General features: G+C 65.4%; 20 protein-coding genes. 11 read left to right on the forward strand and 9 right to left on the reverse strand.

Translation table 11 applies throughout. From position 1 onward, the window contains the following. Positions 1 to 63: 63 nt before the first annotated feature. The gene (locus tag VGI62_RS04295; protein ID WP_331503156.1) at positions 64 to 393 is read right to left on the reverse strand and encodes a hypothetical protein; all 330 of its coding nucleotides are present in this window, start codon (positions 391 to 393) and stop codon (positions 64 to 66) included. A 96-nt stretch (positions 394 to 489) separates the two neighbouring features. Between VGI62_RS04295 and VGI62_RS04300 the strand changes: the two genes are divergently transcribed. Next, complete coding sequence (locus tag VGI62_RS04300; protein ID WP_331503157.1) at positions 490 to 1,692, forward strand: M48 family metalloprotease; 1,203 nt, start codon at positions 490 to 492, stop codon at positions 1,690 to 1,692. Here the strand turns inward: VGI62_RS04300 and VGI62_RS04305 are convergent. Further along, positions 1,679 to 2,797, reverse strand: a complete 1,119-nt coding sequence (locus VGI62_RS04305) for a beta-ketoacyl-ACP synthase III (RefSeq protein ID WP_331503158.1) — start codon at positions 2,795 to 2,797, stop codon at positions 1,679 to 1,681. The genes VGI62_RS04300 and VGI62_RS04305 overlap by 14 nt on opposite strands. A 186-nt stretch (positions 2,798 to 2,983) precedes the next feature. Here VGI62_RS04305 and VGI62_RS04310 point away from each other — a divergent pair, with 186 nt between their 5' ends. The 3 genes from VGI62_RS04310 (at position 2,984) to VGI62_RS04320 (ending at position 5,001) form a co-directional block, all read left to right on the forward strand. Then, on the forward strand, positions 2,984 to 3,550 hold the full coding sequence (locus VGI62_RS04310; RefSeq protein WP_331503159.1) for a porin family protein: 567 nt from the start codon (positions 2,984 to 2,986) through the stop codon (positions 3,548 to 3,550). Between the two features lie 114 nt (positions 3,551 to 3,664). Next, positions 3,665 to 4,081 (forward strand): hypothetical protein, encoded by a 417-nt coding sequence (locus tag VGI62_RS04315; protein WP_331503160.1) that lies wholly within the window; start codon positions 3,665 to 3,667, stop codon positions 4,079 to 4,081. Further along, positions 4,078 to 5,001: a sterol desaturase family protein gene (locus tag VGI62_RS04320; RefSeq protein ID WP_331503161.1), complete on the forward strand. Its 924-nt coding sequence runs from the start codon at positions 4,078 to 4,080 to the stop codon at positions 4,999 to 5,001. Before VGI62_RS04315 ends, VGI62_RS04320 begins: the two co-directional genes overlap by 4 nt. A 13-nt stretch (positions 5,002 to 5,014) precedes the next feature. Here the strand turns inward: VGI62_RS04320 and VGI62_RS04325 are convergent, their stop codons facing one another. From VGI62_RS04325 to VGI62_RS04340, 4 genes are all read right to left on the reverse strand, one after another. Then, positions 5,015 to 5,920 carry an alpha/beta hydrolase gene (locus VGI62_RS04325; RefSeq protein ID WP_331503162.1) on the reverse strand — a complete coding sequence of 302 codons (906 nt, stop codon included), beginning with the start codon at positions 5,918 to 5,920 and terminating at the stop codon, positions 5,015 to 5,017. Between the two features lie 87 nt (positions 5,921 to 6,007). Next, positions 6,008 to 6,808: a helix-turn-helix transcriptional regulator gene (locus VGI62_RS04330; RefSeq protein ID WP_331503163.1), complete on the reverse strand. Its 801-nt coding sequence runs from the start codon at positions 6,806 to 6,808 to the stop codon at positions 6,008 to 6,010. A gap of 52 nt (positions 6,809 to 6,860) precedes the next feature. After that, positions 6,861 to 7,859: an NUDIX hydrolase gene (locus VGI62_RS04335; protein WP_331503164.1), complete on the reverse strand. Its 999-nt coding sequence runs from the start codon at positions 7,857 to 7,859 to the stop codon at positions 6,861 to 6,863. After that, positions 7,856 to 8,500, reverse strand: a complete 645-nt coding sequence (locus VGI62_RS04340; RefSeq protein WP_414695632.1) for a YfbR-like 5'-deoxynucleotidase — start codon at positions 8,498 to 8,500, stop codon at positions 7,856 to 7,858. The genes VGI62_RS04335 and VGI62_RS04340 overlap by 4 nt, the downstream gene beginning before the upstream one ends. Before the next feature lie 178 nt (positions 8,501 to 8,678). On the opposite strand from VGI62_RS04340, the gene VGI62_RS04345 reads away from it, so the two are divergent. Continuing rightward, positions 8,679 to 9,491 carry a universal stress protein gene (locus VGI62_RS04345; protein ID WP_331503165.1) on the forward strand — a complete coding sequence of 271 codons (813 nt, stop codon included), beginning with the start codon at positions 8,679 to 8,681 and terminating at the stop codon, positions 9,489 to 9,491. A 19-nt stretch (positions 9,492 to 9,510) separates the two neighbouring features. Beyond that, positions 9,511 to 9,885: a hypothetical protein gene (locus tag VGI62_RS04350; RefSeq protein WP_331503166.1), complete on the forward strand. Its 375-nt coding sequence runs from the start codon at positions 9,511 to 9,513 to the stop codon at positions 9,883 to 9,885. Here VGI62_RS04350 and VGI62_RS04355 read toward each other — a convergent pair. Both VGI62_RS04355 and VGI62_RS04360 read right to left on the reverse strand, forming a co-directional pair. Continuing rightward, entirely contained in the window at positions 9,882 to 10,703 is an 822-nt protein-coding gene (locus tag VGI62_RS04355; protein WP_331503167.1) for a hypothetical protein, read from the reverse strand. The genes VGI62_RS04350 and VGI62_RS04355 overlap by 4 nt on opposite strands. Positions 10,704 to 10,804: 101 nt before the next feature. Next, positions 10,805 to 11,674 (reverse strand): MoxR family ATPase, encoded by an 870-nt coding sequence (locus VGI62_RS04360; protein WP_331503168.1) that lies wholly within the window; start codon positions 11,672 to 11,674, stop codon positions 10,805 to 10,807. A gap of 172 nt (positions 11,675 to 11,846) precedes the next feature. Between VGI62_RS04360 and VGI62_RS04365 the strand changes: the two genes are divergently transcribed. Together VGI62_RS04365 and pseH are read left to right on the forward strand one after the other, a co-directional pair. Beyond that, complete coding sequence (locus tag VGI62_RS04365; RefSeq protein WP_331503169.1) at positions 11,847 to 12,545, forward strand: glycosyltransferase family protein; 699 nt, start codon at positions 11,847 to 11,849, stop codon at positions 12,543 to 12,545. Beyond that, positions 12,542 to 13,111: a UDP-4-amino-4,6-dideoxy-N-acetyl-beta-L-altrosamine N-acetyltransferase gene (gene pseH, locus VGI62_RS04370; RefSeq protein ID WP_331503170.1), complete on the forward strand. Its 570-nt coding sequence runs from the start codon at positions 12,542 to 12,544 to the stop codon at positions 13,109 to 13,111. The genes VGI62_RS04365 and pseH overlap by 4 nt, the downstream gene beginning before the upstream one ends. On the opposite strand, the gene VGI62_RS04375 is transcribed toward pseH, so the two are convergent. Beyond that, entirely contained in the window at positions 13,108 to 14,901 is a 1,794-nt protein-coding gene (locus VGI62_RS04375) for a tetratricopeptide repeat protein (RefSeq protein ID WP_331503171.1), read from the reverse strand. The genes pseH and VGI62_RS04375 overlap by 4 nt on opposite strands. 233 nt (positions 14,902 to 15,134) lie before the next feature. Here VGI62_RS04375 and flbT point away from each other — a divergent pair, with 233 nt between their 5' ends. From flbT to VGI62_RS04390, 3 genes are all read left to right on the forward strand, one after another. Further along, positions 15,135 to 15,560, forward strand: a complete 426-nt coding sequence (gene flbT / locus VGI62_RS04380; protein ID WP_331503172.1) for a flagellar biosynthesis repressor FlbT — start codon at positions 15,135 to 15,137, stop codon at positions 15,558 to 15,560. Then, positions 15,520 to 15,897 carry a flagellar biosynthesis regulator FlaF gene (flaF, locus tag VGI62_RS04385; protein WP_331503173.1) on the forward strand — a complete coding sequence of 126 codons (378 nt, stop codon included), beginning with the start codon at positions 15,520 to 15,522 and terminating at the stop codon, positions 15,895 to 15,897. Before flbT ends, flaF begins: the two co-directional genes overlap by 41 nt. 298 nt (positions 15,898 to 16,195) lie before the next feature. Beyond that, a complete protein-coding gene (locus VGI62_RS04390) occupies positions 16,196 to 17,029 on the forward strand; it encodes a flagellin (protein ID WP_331503174.1) in 834 nt (277 codons plus the stop codon). The last annotated feature ends 76 nt before the right edge of the window (positions 17,030 to 17,105 follow it).

Here is a 17,105-nt window from a genome sequence, read left to right on the forward strand (position 1 = left end):
GCCAATTTGTAGCGGAAGCCGCGATGGATCATCGCCTCGAATCTACAGGCGTCACCGTGCTGTTCAACCCCGGAGAAGCGGCCGCCGGCCGCAATCGCTTACCTCCCCGCCCGGAAGGACGGGGTTTCTCGCGAGGGACTCGATGAAACCGGGGGAGACGGCCTTACCCTTGGCGTCGATCTCAGTCTTCCCGCGTCCTGGCGCGTGTGGACCGACGAAGACGATCCGCTCGCCCTTCACCGCCACGTCGCCTTGCGCGGGCCGGCCGCCGGAGCCGTCGAGGATTTCGCCGCCGCGGATGACAACGTCGTAGACCGGCGCCGGGGCTTTGGCCGCGCCCAAACCGGCGGCGGCGGCGAGGACCGCAAGCGACGCGGCGGCGAAAAGCTTCATGGGCGACTCCGATTGTGACATCCAACCTAACGCGGTTTCGGGCCTGACAAGCTTGGCAATCTCTGGCCTTCTCCATCCCGCGAACGGGGAACTGAAATGGCTCAAGGATTCGATCCAGCCGCGGCGACGGCCGCCTATCTGGCCACGCTGCCGCCGGAGGCGCACGCCAAGGCGACGGCCTACACGCAAGGCGGCCACTGGATCCTGCTTTGGGGGACGCTCGTCAGCATCCTGGTTTCCTGGGTCGTGATCAGAAGCGGCGTCCTCGTTGGCGTGCGCGACAGTGTGGAAAAGCGCAGGTCCGGCCCGTGGCTCGCCGTGGCCGTGGTTGTCGCTGTGGATACCCTGATCGAAGCGCTGCTGACGCTTCCGTGGGACGCCTATGCGCACTGGTGGCGCGAGCGGAGCTATGGCCTGACCAGCCGCCAATTCTCCGGCTGGCTAGGCCAGCAAGGCCTCTCGATTGCGATCGGCGCTGTCGAGGTCGTGATCCTGTTTTCGTTGCTCTACTTTCTCATTCGAAGGTTCCGCAGGACCTGGTGGGCCTGGGGCTCGCTCGGCGTGGCCATAGGCTTTCTTGTGATGCTGTTGCTGCAGCCAGTGGTGATCGAACCCCTTTTCAACAGCTACAAGCCCGCCCCGCCCGGGGCCGTGCGCGACGAGATCGTGGCCATGGCCAAGCAAGTCGGAGTGCCATCGGACAAGATCGTGATCTACGATGGCTCCAAGCAGTCCAACCGATACACGGCCAACGTCGCGGGCCTCTTCGGCACAGCCCGTGTCGCTATGAGCGATGTGATGTTCAAGAAGGACGCGGACCTCGCAGAAGTGCGCGGTGTGGTGGGGCACGAGATGGGCCACTACGTGCGCGGGCATATCTTCATCATGGCCGCCGAATACGGCCTCTTCGCCCTGGTCGTTTTCTTGCTGATCGATCGACTGTTTCCGCTTGCGGCGCGGCTGCTGGGGGCGAAAGGCGTTCGCGGCATCGCCGACCCGGCGGGACTTCCCGTGATCAGCATCCTGCTGGCGGTCGTGGCGTTTATCGCAACGCCCCTGGTCAACACCGCCAGCCGCTGGGACGAGGCCGATGCCGACCGCTTTTCGCTCGAACACTTCAATGAGCCGGACGGCCTGGCGAAGGCCCTGGTCAAGACGATTGAATACCGCGCCGCAACGCCGTCGAAGCTGGAAGAGCTGATCTTCTACGACCACCCCGCGGTCGGGACTCGCGTCCGCCGCGCCATGGACTGGAAGGCGACGCATCCGCCGTCGCCGCCAGCGGCTAACGCTTCCTGACGAACACGGTGCCTGCGGAATAGCCGGCGCCGAAAGAGCAGATCAGGCCAGTGTCGCCGGCGGCGAAGTCGCTGTTGGCGCGGTGGAAGGCGATGATCGAGCCCGCCGAGGAGGTGTTGGCGAATTCGTCGAGGATAATGACGTTCTCGCCCGGCGCCGGTTCACGGCCCAGCACGCGGCGGCCGATGAGTTCGTTCATGTTGATATTGGCCTGGTGCAGCCAAAGACGCTTCAGAGCGGTGGGCTCGATGCCCAGGTCGGCGGCGTGCTCGACGATCATCTCGGAGACCAGCGGCACCACTTCGCGGAACACCTTGCGGCCTTCCTGCACGAAGAGCTTGTCGACGGCCCCGATCCCATCCGGCGCGGCGCGGTTCAGGAAACCAAAGTTATTGCGGATGTTGTTGGAAAACTGTGTGCGCAGGCGCGTGCCCAGAATGTCCCAGCCGCCGGATCCCGCCCCCTCATCGCTCTCGACGATCACCGCGGTGGCGACGTCCCCAAAGATGAAGTGGCTGTCGCGGTCGCGGAAATTCAGGTGCCCCGAGCAAATCTCCGGGTTGACCATCAGGACGGCGCGCGCCGAGCCCGACGACACGAAGTCAGCGGCCGTTTTGATGCCGAAGGTCGCCGAAGAGCAGGCGACGTTCATGTCGAAGGCGAAGCCCTCTATGCCCAGCGCCTGCTGCACCTCGATGGCCATGGCTGGATAAGGGCGTTGCATGTTGGACGCCGCGCAGATCACGGCGTCGATCTCGGACGCCGACTTGCCCCAACGCGCGATGGCGTCCTTTGCCGCCTCAACCGCCATTTCGGCCAGGACGGACAATTCCTCATTTGAGCGTTCGGGAATCTGCGGCCGCATGAGCTCCGGATCGACGAGACCTGACTTGTCGACCACGTAACGTGACTTGATGCCGGACGCCTTCTCGATGAACTCGACGGAGGAGGGCGTGAGCGCCGCCACATCGCCGGCCGCGATCGCCTCGGCGTTTGCCGCGTTGAATCTCGCCACGTAGGCGTTGAACGTCTCCACCAACTCCGCATTCGAGAGGCTCTGCGGCGGGGTGTAGAGGCCGGTGGCGGCGATCACGGCTTGCGGCAAGGGGACGGTCTCCGGCGACAAAGCGGAGTGATAGCACGCCTCCGCGCGCAGTCAGCGGGCTTGTGACCCCACAAGCACAGACGACGGTATGCAATCCTGGTGAAGCTGAACCGTCCAGAAGTGGCCGCGTTTGGAGCCGAACCCCCGGGCCGCTCGGGCTGTTCGCGTTCTAGGAGTTCAATGAGTATGAAATTCTTCCTCGGTGCGGTTGTTGCCGCTTCCCTTCTTCCGGTGGCCGCGTTTGCTGAGACGGCGCCTACGACCGGTCTTTATGCGAACCTTGGTTATGTCGACGCCCATAGTTCCGGCATCGACCTGGGCGCGATCCAGGGACGCCTCGGCTACCGTTTCAACAACTGGCTGGGTGTCGAGGGCGAGCTTGCCGCCGGTGCGGTTGGCGATAAGACCACGACCACCGTGGGAGGCGCTTCCGTTGACACCAAGTACGAGCTCAACAATTCGGCGGCTCTCTATGGCGTGGGGTTCCTGCCCGTCGCCAACAACTTCGATTTGATTGGGCGGATCGGCTACGGCGAGAGCACCGTCAGGGCCAAGGGCGCTGCCGTCGCCGATGGGACGCCGGTCCAGGTGGCTAACGTCGATGACGGCAACTCCTGGAATCTCGGGGTCGGCGCCCAGTACCACTTCGACGGCGTGAACGGCGTCCGCGGCGACTACACCCGCCAGGAGTTCGTCGGCAGCAACGCCCAACACGCCGACGTCTGGTCGATCGCCTACTCGCATCGTTTCTAGTTCGGCCGCTTAGACCTGCGACGAAAGCCCTCTCCCGGCCTTCGGGGGAGGGCTTTTTCTTGACCGCAGCAGGGGGCAGCGCACACCTTCGCGCCGCACGGAGGACTGCCCGCTTTGACTCAAGCCTTTTTCATCCAGCTCGCTGCCTCCGGAGCCGCAGTGGCCGCCATGGTCGGCCTGTCGGCCTGGGCCAGCATCGCAAGGCCTACGCCGCTCCTGGACGAAGAACGCGCGCGCCAAGAGCTGGCCGAGGAGTTTCCTGGCCGCGACTTGGAGGACGTTTGGGTCGCCCTCGACGGCAGGGGCGCGGTCGCCAAGTCGGGGACGATGGCGCTTGTGCTCTGCCGGCTTGGCGATGGTTTCGTGGCTCGCCAGATTCCATGGGCCCAGGCGCTGGCGACGACCTTCAAGGACGGCCGCATCCGCATCGACCTCGCCGATGCCGCGGCGCCGAGAGCCGTGATCGCGCTGGAGTCGTGGCCGCCCAAGGGACTAAAGGCGGGCCGCGCCGGCACGGTGCGAGCGGCATGATGAAGGCCCATCTCGACCCCGTCACACTTGCGACCCCATTTTTTGTCCTCACCGTCATCCTCGAGATCGTGCTCGCACGGTTCGGCAAGGCGAACGCCCGCTACGAAACCAAGGACACGGCGGTCTCGCTATTGATGGGCCTGGGCTCCACGGTGGCGGGCGTCCTCACCGGCGGCGTGGTCATAGCGAGCACACTTTGGGTGTACCATCATCGGCTGTTCACGGTGCCTGCGAGCGCTGCGTGGGCCTGGGTGGCGGTCTTCCTGCTGGAGGACATGACCTATTATTGGTTCCATCGGATCAGCCACGAGCGCCGCATCTGGTGGGCGGCGCACGTCAACCACCACTCATCCCAGCACTACAACCTTTCGACGGCGCTGCGGCAGACGTGGACGGGCGACCTGAACGGCAGCTGGGTGCTTTATCTGGGCCTCGCGCTTCTGGGCTTCCCGCCGGCCATGGTGGCCACGCAGAAGGGGATCAGCCTGGTCTACCAGTACTGGATCCATACTGAGGCGATCCGGAAGCTGCCACGCTGGTTCGAAGCGGTCTTCAACACCCCTTCGCACCACCGGGTGCACCACGCGCGAAACCCGCGCTACCTCGACCGAAACTACGCGGGCATCCTGATCATCTGGGACCGGATGTTCGGCAGCTTCCAATCGGAGCTCGACGAGGAGGCTCCCCGCTACGGCCTGGTCCACAACCTGGGCACCTTCAATGTCGTCCGCGTGGTGTTCCACGAGTGGATCGCCATCGCCCAGGATATCGCCCGCTCGCCGCGCCACGTGCTGGGCTGGGTCTTCGGGGCGCCCGGCTGGAGCCCCGACGGCTCTCGCGACACCAGCCTCACCCTGAAAGCGCAATGGGCGGCGCGCCAAGGCGCACCGCCCACCGTTTCGGCCCAGGAAGCGGCCTAGCTACAGCCGGATGTCAGCCGGCCCGGATGAAGGCTTCCAGGTCGCGGTTCACCTGGGCCATGTGGGTCACGAAGAGACCGTGCGGGGCGTCTTCATAGACTTTCAGCTGGGCGCCGCGGATGCCGGCGGCCGTGGGACGCCCAGTTATCTCGATGGGCGCGGATACGTCCTTGGCGCCGTGCAGGACCAACGTAGGACGGTCGATCTTGCCCAGGTCCGGGCGCAGGTCCTTGCGGATCACCGCCCGCATGGTGGCCGCCGCTACCGGCACGGGCGTTGCGATGAGCTGATCATATAGCCAGGCGATCATCCCCTTCGAGGTTTCGGGGGTGACGAAGGCCGCGGAGTTGTCGTCGGCCCACTTGGGGAAGTCCTTCGCCCACTCTGCTATCGAAGCCTCGAAATAGGCTTGCGGCGCGCCCGTGGGATTGTCCGGGGTCTGAAGCAGGTAAGGCGTCACGGGCGCCATCAGTACGACCTTGCGGACCCGCGTCGTTCCATGCCGGCCGAGGTATCGGACGACCTCAGCACCACCCGTGGAATGGCCGACGAGAACTACGTCTCGCAGGTCCAGGGCGTCGATCACCGTCGCAAGATCGTCTGCGAAGGTATCCATGTCGTAGCCGCTTGCCGGAATATCCGATCGGCCGTGTCCGCGGCGGTCGTAGGCTATGCAGCGGAAACCGGCGTCGGAGAGGTGCGCGACCTGATAGGCCCACATCTCGCTGGAAAGCGCCCAACTGGCGGCGAACAGGATGGCGGGACCTTCTCCCCAGTCCCGGTGGAAGAGGCGCACCCCCTCGCGCGTCCGGATTTCTGTGGCGCGGCGCGAAGCGGCCCGAGCCGGATGGGCGCGAAGCCCGGTCGCGCCCACCAGCGGGGCGGCCAGGGTGGTGGTCAGGATGTCGCGGCGGTTCATGACGGGTCTCCCTTTCGCGGCCAGGAAACCGCCGCAAGGGAAGCGGGTCGATTATGCGAGAGGTAATGTCGCCGCGTTCTCTCGGCTCTAAGCTGCCGCCGCCATCGCTCTTACGGCCTCGGCGGTCTCCGCGTCCGCCGGGAAGAACGTCTCAAGCGTCAGTTCGGATAACGTCACGTCGAGCGCTGTCCCGAATACGGTGGTCGTCGAATAGAACGACAGCACGCCCTGGGCGGTGCTGAGCTGGAAGGGCACGGCCACGCCGGCGAACTCGCCGGTCGGCGGTCGGATTCTTCCACGATCCAGGATCGGATAGGCGCTGAGCTCTGTCAGGAGATCGGAAAGACCGCGGTCGGCGGTCAGGTCCGCTTCACGGCGCAACCGGTCGAGCAGGTGGGTGCGCCACTCGTGCAGGTTCTCGATTCGCGGCGCAAGACCGCGCGGGTGCAAGGTCAATCGCAGCACATTCACCGGAGGCTGGCGCAGGTCTTCATCGGCGATGGCCATCAGCGGGGCGACCATCCGGTTGGCGGCGACCAGGTTCCAGCTCCGGTCCACCGCCAGCGCCGGGTAGGGCTCATGCCCGGCCAGGATCAGGTCAACCGCGCGGCGGGCGCCAGCAAGCGCGCGATCGTCCAGAGGGCGCTGCGGATAGATCGGCGCGAAACCGGCGGCGACCAGCAACAGGTTTTGTTCGCGCAGGGGAATGTCCAAACGCTCGGCAAGGCGCAGCACCATCTCGCGACTGGGGTGCGCGCGACCGGTCTCGACGAAGCTCAGGTGGCGTGTCGAAATCTCGGCCTCGCAGGCGAGATCTAGCTGGGTCATGCGCCGCCGTTGGCGCCATTCGCGAAGGTGGTCGCCGACCGCCGGGGCTGATCCGATCATGTGCGATCCTAACGGGCATGGAGACCGCGTTCCATGACCTCGGAGGTAAGGCTCAGTCCCGCAGTAGCGGCAGGCTCAGCCCGGACACGGGCCGTGCGCCGAGGATCTCGCGGCGGAAGCGATAAAGCTCAGCGGGGCGTCCGCCGGTATCTGCGTCCATCCGGCCCAGCCCTTCGACGAGGTCGGCCCTTTCGAGGGCGCGCCGGAAGTTCTGCTTGTGCAAGGGGACGCCGGCGATGGCTTCGACGGCGCGTTGCAGGGCGGATAGCGTGAACGCTTCAGGCATCAGTTCGAAGGCCACCGGGCGGTATTTCAGCTTCCCCCTCAGGCGGCTCACCGCCGTGGCCAGGATACGCCGGTGATCGGAAAGCATCGGCTCGCCCAGGGCGGCCGCCAGCGGGGCGGGTAGCGCCGTCGCAGCCTCGCCGCGATCCCGCGAGGTCTCGCGCGCCAGGCCCGCCTCGTAGAGCAACTCGTAGCGCTCGAGCACCCGCTCCTCATTCCAGGGCGCGCCATCAAGGGCGAACAGCAGGCGGGCTCGGCCGAGACGCTGGGCGTCGCCATCGGCCCAGCGGCGAAGTGCGACTTCGATCAGCGAGAGGGCGGCGGGGCGGCCGTCGCGCCAGTCCTCGTAGGGGAAGAATCGGGTCCATGGCCGCCACTGCGAGGCCGGTGCGTGGGTGTCGACGGCCGCGGCCGCCAGCGCCAGATATCCCACCGATATCACCCGATCGTGCGCCGAGCGCTCGCCCCCACCGCGATCGCCCATATCGGCCAGCGGCGCGTCACGGCCCTTGTCGCCGAAGGTGTAGAGTTGCTCGACATATCCCAGGGTGAATCGCGTCTGCTCGGTCACAAAGGCCCGCATGGCAAGCTCGAACGTACGGTGACCGAGCGGATCAAAGGGGCCGAACGGCAGGCCCTCGAGGTTTGCGCCCGGCGGGCGCACGGTCAGCACGACGGCGTTGTAGCCCTGGATGGCGACCACCACCGCCGAAAGGCCGATCACCACGCGCCCCTCAGAAGGCAGGCTGTCGCGAAAGGCGCTCATTCCGTGTCGAAGGCCTGGGCATGGGGCTGGTAGCCGGCCGCCTCGGATAGGATCTCGTAGCGGTGCAGGTAGCGCTCCTGGGCCAGCGCCGGCGACAGCGGCTCGATCGTGAGGCTGTAGCCTTTGGGCGGCGCGTCGAAGAAGGCCAGTGATTCCTTGTGGCTAAAACCCGCGAGTTGGGTCGCCTCGAAGAAGGCGCACGCGCGATCGGCTTTCTTTATCAGCGCCTTAATCGCTGCAGGTGTCTTCGCAGGCAGGCCGAAACGGACATGGATCGCTGTCTCCAGCCGCTCTTCGAATGTCCGGTAGTCGACGCCAAGCGCGGCTTTGAAGGGCGAGATCATGTCGCCGATCACATACTCGGAGGCGTCATGCAGCAGGGCCGCCAGCCTCCAGCGGGGCTCTACCGCCGGTTTGATGTGGGCGACGATTTCCTCGACCACCACCGAGTGTTGCGCCACCGAGAAGGCGTGTTCGCCGATCGTCTGGCCGTTCCACCGGGCGACCCTGGCCAGGCCGTGGGCGATATCCTCGATCTCTATGTCCATGGGCGAGGGGTCCAGCAGGTCAAGCCGGCGGCCTGACAACATCCGCTGCCAGGCGCGGGGTTCCGGCTTAGAGTGACGCAGCCCTTTCCTCACGAACGCATTCCCTCCACAGTCAAGCCGGTCATGGACGCCAGTCCGCGACAAGCCGCTTTCGGGCGACATCGGGAACTGGCCCACGGCCTGACAAAGATCAATGCGAGCCTATGCTCGCCAAGATCAGTTGCAGCATAGGCGTGCGGCGGTTGAAGTTCACGCTGAAGGAGCCGAAACGATGAGCTGGGCTCGTATCATGGCGCCGCTCTCAGGCAGCCCAGGAGACGCCGCGGCGGTGGCGGCCGCGGTGATGCTGGCCGAACCCTTCCAGGCCGAGATGGCGGGCGTTTACACCCCAGCCGACGTGGCAGACGTAATGCCGTGGATGGGGGAGGGGTTCTTGGGCGGGGTGCAGACAACGGCGCTCGAATCGCTGAAGGAGGCCGCTCAGGCGGGCGAACAAGCAGCGCGCGTGGCCATGGCGACGACCACCTACCCCAGGAGCCGCTTCATCGCCTTGCAGACGCCCGTTTGGGCCGGCCTGTCGGCGGAAAGCCGCCTCTCCGATGTTGTGGTGTTCACCTCCAATCCGGCGCGCGGGCGAGGCCCTCTCGCAGAAGCGTTCCAGCAGATGGTCGCCGATGAGCAGCGCCCTGTGCTGATCGCCCGCGCCGGGCTTAAGGTCGGTGGTTCGGTGGCCGTCGCATGGGACGGCGGCAAGGAGGCGAGCCGGGCTGCGCGCCTGGCCCTGCCGCTCCTCGAGAAGGCGTCCAAGGTCGTGATCCTGGCCGCGCCGAAGGCCAGCTCGCGTAGTTTCGATCCTGCGAGATTGAAAGCCTACTACGCCGCCCGCGGCGTCGACGCCGAGGTCGATATCCTGCCCGACAGCGGCGACGCTGCCCCAGTTCTGCTCTATGCGGCGCGCAAAGCTGAGGCTGATATCCTCGTGGCCGGCGCTTTTGGCCATCCGAGGCTGCAGGAGTTCATATTCGGTGGAACGACGCGTACGCTTTTGAACTCAGACGAGCCCTCGTTGTTCTTGTCTCACTAGCTCTGCAAGAGGACGTCCAATGACTCTGTCGCGCATCGTCATGCGGCTTGCCCGCAACCCTGGCACCGAGTTCGCCGGCGGCGACGACCACCGTGGCTACGCATTGACCGCGCCGCTGACCGATGACGGCCACCTGGACGAAGCGGCCTACGCCAAGTCGCGCGACACCTGCACCGTGAGGCGGTTCTCGCCGGATGAGGATCCCGCCGATGGACGGCTGACGAAGAAAGGGTCGCGCTGGTTCTTCGACTACGACGAAGGCGAAGCCGTCGACGATGAGCCGCTCCATCGATTGGGCGAACACCGCTTTGCCGTCGGCGAATATGTCACCATCACCGACGAGGATGGCCGGCCGCTGACCTACAAGGTCGTCGAGGTCCAACCGGCGGGCTAGACCCCGGCGTTTTTGCGCACGAGGCGTTTGACGTCGGCGAAGACGTCGTGGTGATCCCCGGTCCTGGCCTTGACCACGGCGACGGTGATCGGGCCGGTCTTTGGTCCGGCGGCTTCATACCCGACGCTTTTCCAGCCGTCCTTCAGGTTGTCCTTGGCCAGGATGTAGGTGGCGCGGAAGCCGCGCTTTTCGCGCGAGAAAGCCTCGCCGCGCAGGCGAACATCCCGCGACATCCGCACCACCGCGCCATTCTCGCCGGCGTTGACGTGAATCATCCCGACGTTGACGTCGGCCTTGCCGTTGTCGTCGGCGTCGATGTGGATTCCCGGCAGGTCGATGTGGGCATGCTCATCGCTCTCTGCGTGGCGAGCTTTTCCGGCGTCGTCGCCTTCGGCGTCCTTCATCACCCCGACGGCGTCCTCGGCGGCTTGCTTGGCGGCCTTGGCCGCGTCCTCTGCTGCGCGAGCGTTGGCAGGGTGGTCGGCGGCCGTGGTCTTGGCCTCGGCGCTCGCTGCGGCGACCTTGGCGGCGGCGGCCTCAGCGTCCGTCTGCACCTCGGACTGCAGTTCCTGCTCCACCGGCTGCAAGGAGGACTGATAGCTGGTCGAAACGGGAAGCAATCTCAGGGACACCTGGTCCCCATCGCGGGTCGTGTAGAGGCAGGTCTTGTTGTCCGGTGAGACGCTGGTGCGGGTAAGGTCGCCCTGGGTGGCGGGGCAGTCCAGCGCGGCGCGGGCGGGCGGAGGACCACTCGGCGAACAGGCGGCCGCCAACGACAGCGCCACGGCGCAGGCAGAAAGAAACAGCAGCGGCTTCATAGTGAAAGGGCTCCGGTACGTTCGGCAGAACGTGACCGGAGCTCCTTCAATTGGCGAGTGAATTCGACGTAACGCCCGTTACGCCTGCGCAGCGCCCGGCCCTATTGGCCGGGGCGTGAGCCGGCGCCTTCGCGGCGCGCCAGGAAGGCCAGGCGCTCGAAAAGGTGCACGTCCTGCTCGTTCTTGAGCAGCGCCCCATGAAGTGGCGGGATCAGCTTGGTGGGATCCTTTTCCTTCAGGGCGTCGGCGTCGATGTCCTCGACCATCAGGAGCTTCAGCCAGTCGAGCAGTTCGGACGTGGATGGCTTCTTCTTCAGTCCCGGCACCTTGCGCATGTCGTAGAAGATGCGCAGCGCCTCGGCGACCAGCTTCTGCTTGATGTTCGGATAGTGGACCTCGACGATCTCGTTCATCGTCTCGGCTTCCGGGAAACGGATGTAGTGGAAGAAACAGCGGCGCAGGAAGGCGTCCGGCAATTCCTTCTCGTTGTTCGAGGTGATGAGCACGATCGGCCGCACCTTGGCCTTGATCGTCTCGTTGGTCTCGTAGACGTAGAATTCCATCCGATCGAGCTCCTGAAGGAGATCATTGGGGAATTCGATGTCGGCTTTGTCGATCTCGTCGATCAGAAGGACCGGACGCTCGGCGCTTTCGAACGCCTCCCAGAGCTTGCCCTTCTTGATGTAGTTGCGGACGTCCTTGACTCCCACTTCGCCAAGCTGGCTGTCGCGCAGGCGGGTGACGGCGTCGTACTCGTAGAGCCCCTGAATGGCCTTGGTCGTCGATTTGATGTGCCAGGTGATAAGCGGGGCCTTCATCGCCTTGGCGATTTCATAGGCCAGCACCGTCTTGCCGGTTCCGGGCTCGCCCTTGATCAGGAGCGGCCGTTCGAGGGCGATGGCTGCGTTGACCGCAACCTTCAGATCCTCGGTGGCGACGTAATCGTCAGTGCCTTCGAAACGCTGGCTCATTCGGGCTCCCCGGCGGGCGTCCGGCCCGCGTTCGAACAGTTGTTTACTTGCCGACAGCCTAAAGCCAGACGCGCGCCATGCAAGCGGCTTCGCGGTCAAAGCGGGACCGCGTTGTCGCATGCCCAGATTCGGCGCTACTCAGGAGTCGTCCCGTAAAGAGGCCTGTTCCGTCTTGAACCTCGCCATCATCCAGGCCCGAATGACGTCCTCGCGGCTGCCGGGCAAGGTCATGGCGCCGGTGTTGGGCGAGCCGATGATCGGCCGCCAGGTCGAGCGTCTGCGTCGGGCCAGACGCATCGACAAACTGACGGTGGCCACCAGCACCGACCCCAGCGACGAGCCCTTGGCCAGTTATTGCGAGAGCCTGGGCCTGGCGGTGTTCCGCGGCCCCCTGGCCGACGTCCTGGAGCGCTACCGCGCGGCCCTGGCCTTGTATCCGCAGGCCAGGGCGGTGGTGCGACTGACCGCCGATTGTCCGCTCGCCGACCCTCAGCTGATCGACGAAGTGATCGACCACCACCATGCGACGGGCGCCGATTACACCTCGAACACCCTGGGGACGCGCACATATCCGCATGGGCTCGACGCCGAGGTGATTCGACCCGCTGCGCTGGTCGAGGCCGCGGCGCTGGCTTGCGACCCCTACGAGCGCGAGCATGTGACGCCCTATATATACCGGCGCCCGGAAGTGTTCCGGCTGGCGGGCGTCGCGCGGGCCGAATCGCTCGCCGCGCTGCGTTGGACCGTGGACCTCCCCGAGGACCTCACCTTCGTTCGCGACGTCTACGCCAAGCTATATCCGCGCAATCCTGACTTCGATTCCGCCGCCGTGGCCGCCCTGGCGGTCAATACCTCCGGAGCCTCGGCATGAGCGCGCCTCAGGTGCTTCTGCGCCCGATGGGGCCCGGCGACCACGACCGCGTGCTTGTGTGGCGCAACCTGCCGGAGGTCGCTCGCTGGATGTACAGCGACCATGCGATCACCCCGGAAGAGCATGCCCGTTGGTTCACCGGTGCGCTCGCGGATGCTCGCAGGCGCTATTGGATCATCGAGGCTGACGCCCAGCCGGTCGGCCTCGCCAACCTCTACGACCTGGCGACGGAACATGGGCGAGCGGCCTGGGCGTACTATCTGGCCGACCCTTCGACGCGGGGGCAGGGGATCGGCGCGTTCGTCGAGTACTGGGTCATCGAGCACGTGTTCGGCGAGCTGGGGCTCAACAAGCTCTGGTGCGAGGTGCTGATCGGCAACGAACCGGTCTGGCGGCTGCACGAGGGTTTCGGCTTCCAACGCGAAGCGCTCCTTCGAGAGCATGTTCTCAAAGAGGGGGCGCTGACCGACGTGGTCGGGCTGGGCCTCCTGGCGCGAGATTGGGCGAAGGCGCGCGCCGCGAGCCGGGCCCGCCTGGCGGCCCGCGGGTTCGACCTTCCGGTCTAGCTGGCCTGCCTGGCGTAGTCCTCGGCAAAGACGCCCAGGGCCTCGGCGACCTCAGCCATCACAGGCGCCCACTCGCCGAAGCTCGGCGGAAGAAAGACACGCGTCTGAGGATACCAGGGATAGCTCGCCGTCCCCAGTCTTGGCCAGGCGCCCGGCGTAGAGATCAGAAAGTTCGGCACGCCACAGGCGGCGGCGATATTGAGCGTGGCGTTGGAGAATCCGACCACAAGGTCCATGGCGCAACAGAGAGCAGCGACGTCATCGAGGTCCTGCTTCAGGTCAATGCCTGGCGGAGACCAGATCTCGACGCCGAAATCGCGGCTTGCCGCAGCGAGCTCCTCAGCGCAGTCGCCGTACTGCAGATTCACGAAGCTGACGCCCTTTTTCGCCAGCACTGGGCCCCAGGTCTCGAAGGGTGAGAAATAGCGGTGGCGCGCGTCTTTGCTGACTGCGCTTTTCCAGAGGAGGCCGACCTTGGGACCGGCCGGGGCGTTGCGCAGCACCTCGCGCCAATGAGCTACGCGCGCCGGGTCAGCGGCCATGTAGGCGCGGCGGTCGGGGAAAGCATCGACGGAGCGGCGGAATTCGCGCAGGAGCGAACCCATCGGCGTCCAGAGATCAATGCCCTTTTCCGCATCCAGGAAGGCCGCGCCCCGCGCAAACTTGCCGCCCAGGAGGTAGGTGGCGTGCGCGCCCACCTCGGCCTTCGGAAAGGCGCGTTGGAAGATCGGCATGAGCCGAGGTTCAACCGCGATGATCAGGCGCCCGGAGGGACCCAGGCGTTCGAGGACGTCGGGCAGGGTGTTTGCGAACAGAATTTCATCGCCCAGCCCCTGTTCGCCGACCACGAGCAAAGTCTTGCCCGCCAGGTCGCAGCCAGGCTCCCAGCGCGGCTGGTCGAACAGGAACTGAGTGCGTTCGTTGAACTGCGGGTGCAGGCGCGCTTCGTAGTCGTCCCAGCCCTCACCGACGCGGCCGAGCCCCATCAGGATGGTGGAGCGGGCCAGGCGCATCATCTGCCGCTCGTCTTCGGCCAGGACACACGCAAGCGCGGCCTCGCAGTCGCCGATGGCGCCTTCGGGGTCACCCCGCAGCAGCTTGGAGTTGCCGAGATTGTAGCGGGCCTTGGGGAATCCGGGGTCGAGGCGCAGGGCCTCTTCGAAAAAGACGACGGCGTTGGCGAAGTCGCCCTGGTCGGACACGATCGTGCCCATGGTGTTCCAGAGCATGGGGATCTCGGGCGACTTGACGATGGCAGGGCGCAATATGTCGACGGCTTCGGCATGCCGGCCCTGGTCGCGAATCGCGCAGGCCAGGTTGTTGGCGCCCTCGGGGTGGTCGGGATGGCGGGCCAGGAAGTGGCGGAACAGGCTTTCGGCCTGAGGGGGCATACCCAGGCGGAAAGCGAGGCGGCCGAGGTCATTGGCCACCTCGGCGTGGTCCGGCAGCAGCTTCAGCGCCGATTCATAGGCCTGAACGGAGTTTGCGAAGTCGCCGGCCCGCTCGAGCGCGATGCCCAGCAGATACCAGCCAAAGCCGCTGCGTTCGTCCTGTTCGAGGGCCTTCAGCGCCCATTCGCAGCCGGCTTTCGCATCTTCGGCGCGAATGGCTTCGACCGCGCGTTGCAGCATCGGGGCCGCCGACATCGCCTTCAACTCTGAGATCGCGCGGTTCAACTTGGCGAGCGCGTCGTTCGAGCCTGCCGCGCCAAGCGAATCGGCCGTCAGCCTTGGCGGCGTCGGTGCAGCGCTCTGCATCGCCTGAACGGAGGGTTGGGCCTGACGCGACATGGGAAATGGGTCTCCGGCTGAAGACCCGACTCCTCGGCGAACATGGCTAACGGGAGCTTAAGAGGGTCGACTGTCCCGGCGCTCATCAAGGGCGTAGCGCCCAAGTCGCGCCCGGCAATCCGTCGTTAACCGGCCCAGCTTAACTCTCTCGTGCGCTCGGCCCGTCAGGAAGCGACAATGGGTCATTCGAATCGCGATGTCGGTTCGCAGACGCTGGGATCGGGAGGCGGGATTTGCCGCTGAAATTGTCGCTGAAGCCGGGGGAGAAGTTCGTTCTCAACGGCGCCGTGGTGCAGAACGGCGACCGCCGCAGCGTGTTGGTCCTGCAGAACAAGGCCTCCGTCCTGCGCGAGAAGGACATCATGCAGGAGGAGGAAGTCACCACGCCCGCGCGCCGGATCTATTTCCCGGTGATGATGATGTACCTCGATGAGGCGGGCGCGGAGCGCTACTACGACGAATTCGCCAGGCGGCTGACCGAGTTCATGAAAGTCATCGCCAATCCCGCGGTCCTTACGGAGTGCGTGGAGATATCGAAGAACTGCATGGAGCGCGAATACTACAAGGCTCTGATGCGGTGCCGGAAACTAATGGACTACGAGGCTGAGAGGTTGGGGCATGTCCCTACAGGCGTACCATCAGGCGGCGACGCGGGCTGAGAGCCCGCGCCAGACCGAATACCGGCTGTTCGCGCAGGTGACGCTTGCGTTGATGGAAGCGGCCAAGGCTGATCCCAGCGACGTCGCCGCCCGCGTCGACGCGCTGGATTGGAACCGTCGTGTCTGGACGGTGCTCGCCGAGGATTGCGCCAATCCGGCCAACGGGCTGCCCGCGCCGCTGCGCGCTTCCATAATCTCTCTGTCCATCTGGGTTGGCCGGCACACCAGCGCCGTTATCCGCCGCCGCGAGGGCTTCGAGCCCCTGATCCAGGTCAACCGGGTCATCATGCAGGGGCTCGCCCCCAGCGCAGTCAGCGCCACGACCGTCGCGGCCTGACGGCCAAACATCGTCCAACCGATCGTCGGCCAGCTCCCGGGGGCGTTTTTCGGGCACGCTCTGCTGCGCCGCGGCGATTTCTGCCGGGTGCGTTCGGTAGATTTTGCCGGGTCGAATTCCGGATCGGCAGAATTTGCCGGGCCGGAACATGGATAACGGACCTATAACGCAGCAAAATCAAAAGCATATTTAATGCCTCGGGGCGGCAAAAGTGGCCCGATGCTTGCTCCTGATCAGGACGAGCAAAACGCTCACGGCTGTCAAAATGACGGCCGAAGACCTGAGAAAAGGAACTTCGATGTCGTTCTCCGTGAACACCAATGTCGGCGCGATGGTCGCGCTCCAGAACCTGTCCTCGACCCAATCCCAGCTGATGGAAACCCAAAACGAGATCAACACCGGTCTCAAGGTCTCCTCGGCCAAGGACAACGCCGCCATCTGGGCTATCGCCCAAAACCAACGCGCCACCTCGAGCTCACTGAACTCGGTCGTCTCCTCGCTGCAACGTGGTCAATCGACCATCGACGTGGCGCTGTCGGCCGGCAGCTCGATCTCTGACTTGCTCCTTCAGATGAAGGACAAGGCTCTGGCTGCGTCGGATACGACCCTCGACGCCAACAGCCGCAGCGCCCTGAATGACGAATTCAAGTCGCTGCGCGACCAGATCACCACGACGATCACCAACGCCGTGTTCAACGGCGCGAACATGATCAAGAGCGGTGGTACGACCATCCAGGCCCTGGCCAACGACACCGGCTCTTCGGTGATCACAGTCCAGGCTCAGGATCTGTCGCTGGGCGGCGTCAACATGGGCTCCGCGCTCAACGCTACCGCTTCGATCGGTACGGTGACCACGGCTTCGGCCATGATCGCAAGCGTGGGCGCGGCGATCGCCAACGTCTCGAGCGCCATGGGCCACCTCGGCACCGGCAGCAAGGCGCTGTCATCGCACCAGACGTTCATCACCGATCTGCAGAACACTGTGGATGCGGGTGTCGGCAATCTGGTGGACGCCAACCTGGCGCAGGAAAGTGCGAAACTTCAGGCGCTGCAGACCAAGCAGCAACTGGGCATTCAGGCGCTTTCGATCGCCAACCAGTCGTCGTCGATCCTCCTCGGCCTCTTCCGATAGGCCGACAGGCGGCGGGAGGGTTCGCCCTCCCGCCGTCCGCTTTTCCCATCATGGAGCGTAGGCGCCTTGGGTGTCC

The sequence above is a fragment of the Phenylobacterium sp. genome (assembly GCF_036495085.1).
Taxonomy (GTDB): Bacteria; Pseudomonadota; Alphaproteobacteria; order Caulobacterales; family Caulobacteraceae; genus Phenylobacterium.

Excerpts from the sequence above, each read along its gene's own strand:
- VGI62_RS04325 (WP_331503162.1), bottom strand. The coding sequence starts at position 5,920 with ATGAACCGCCGCGACATCCTGACCACCACCCTGGCCGCCCCGCTGGTG.
- VGI62_RS04335 (WP_331503164.1), bottom strand. The coding sequence starts at position 7,859 with ATGAGCGCCTTTCGCGACAGCCTGCCTTCTGAGGGGCGCGTGGTGATC.
- VGI62_RS04360 (WP_331503168.1), bottom strand. The coding sequence starts at position 11,674 with ATGAGCCAGCGTTTCGAAGGCACTGACGATTACGTCGCCACCGAGGAT.
- VGI62_RS04390 (WP_331503174.1), top strand. The coding sequence starts at position 16,196 with ATGTCGTTCTCCGTGAACACCAATGTCGGCGCGATGGTCGCGCTCCAG.
- pseH (WP_331503170.1), top strand. The coding sequence starts at position 12,542 with ATGAGCGCGCCTCAGGTGCTTCTGCGCCCGATGGGGCCCGGCGACCAC.
- VGI62_RS04330 (WP_331503163.1), bottom strand. The coding sequence starts at position 6,808 with ATGATCGGATCAGCCCCGGCGGTCGGCGACCACCTTCGCGAATGGCGC.
- VGI62_RS04310 (WP_331503159.1), top strand. The coding sequence starts at position 2,984 with ATGAAATTCTTCCTCGGTGCGGTTGTTGCCGCTTCCCTTCTTCCGGTG.
- VGI62_RS04295 (WP_331503156.1), bottom strand. The coding sequence starts at position 393 with ATGAAGCTTTTCGCCGCCGCGTCGCTTGCGGTCCTCGCCGCCGCCGCC.
- VGI62_RS04355 (WP_331503167.1), bottom strand. The coding sequence starts at position 10,703 with ATGAAGCCGCTGCTGTTTCTTTCTGCCTGCGCCGTGGCGCTGTCGTTG.
- VGI62_RS04345 (WP_331503165.1), top strand. The coding sequence starts at position 8,679 with ATGAGCTGGGCTCGTATCATGGCGCCGCTCTCAGGCAGCCCAGGAGAC.
- VGI62_RS04350 (WP_331503166.1), top strand. The coding sequence starts at position 9,511 with ATGACTCTGTCGCGCATCGTCATGCGGCTTGCCCGCAACCCTGGCACC.
- VGI62_RS04300 (WP_331503157.1), top strand. The coding sequence starts at position 490 with ATGGCTCAAGGATTCGATCCAGCCGCGGCGACGGCCGCCTATCTGGCC.
- VGI62_RS04375 (WP_331503171.1), bottom strand. The coding sequence starts at position 14,901 with ATGTCGCGTCAGGCCCAACCCTCCGTTCAGGCGATGCAGAGCGCTGCA.
- VGI62_RS04320 (WP_331503161.1), top strand. The coding sequence starts at position 4,078 with ATGATGAAGGCCCATCTCGACCCCGTCACACTTGCGACCCCATTTTTT.
- flaF (WP_331503173.1), top strand. The coding sequence starts at position 15,520 with ATGTCCCTACAGGCGTACCATCAGGCGGCGACGCGGGCTGAGAGCCCG.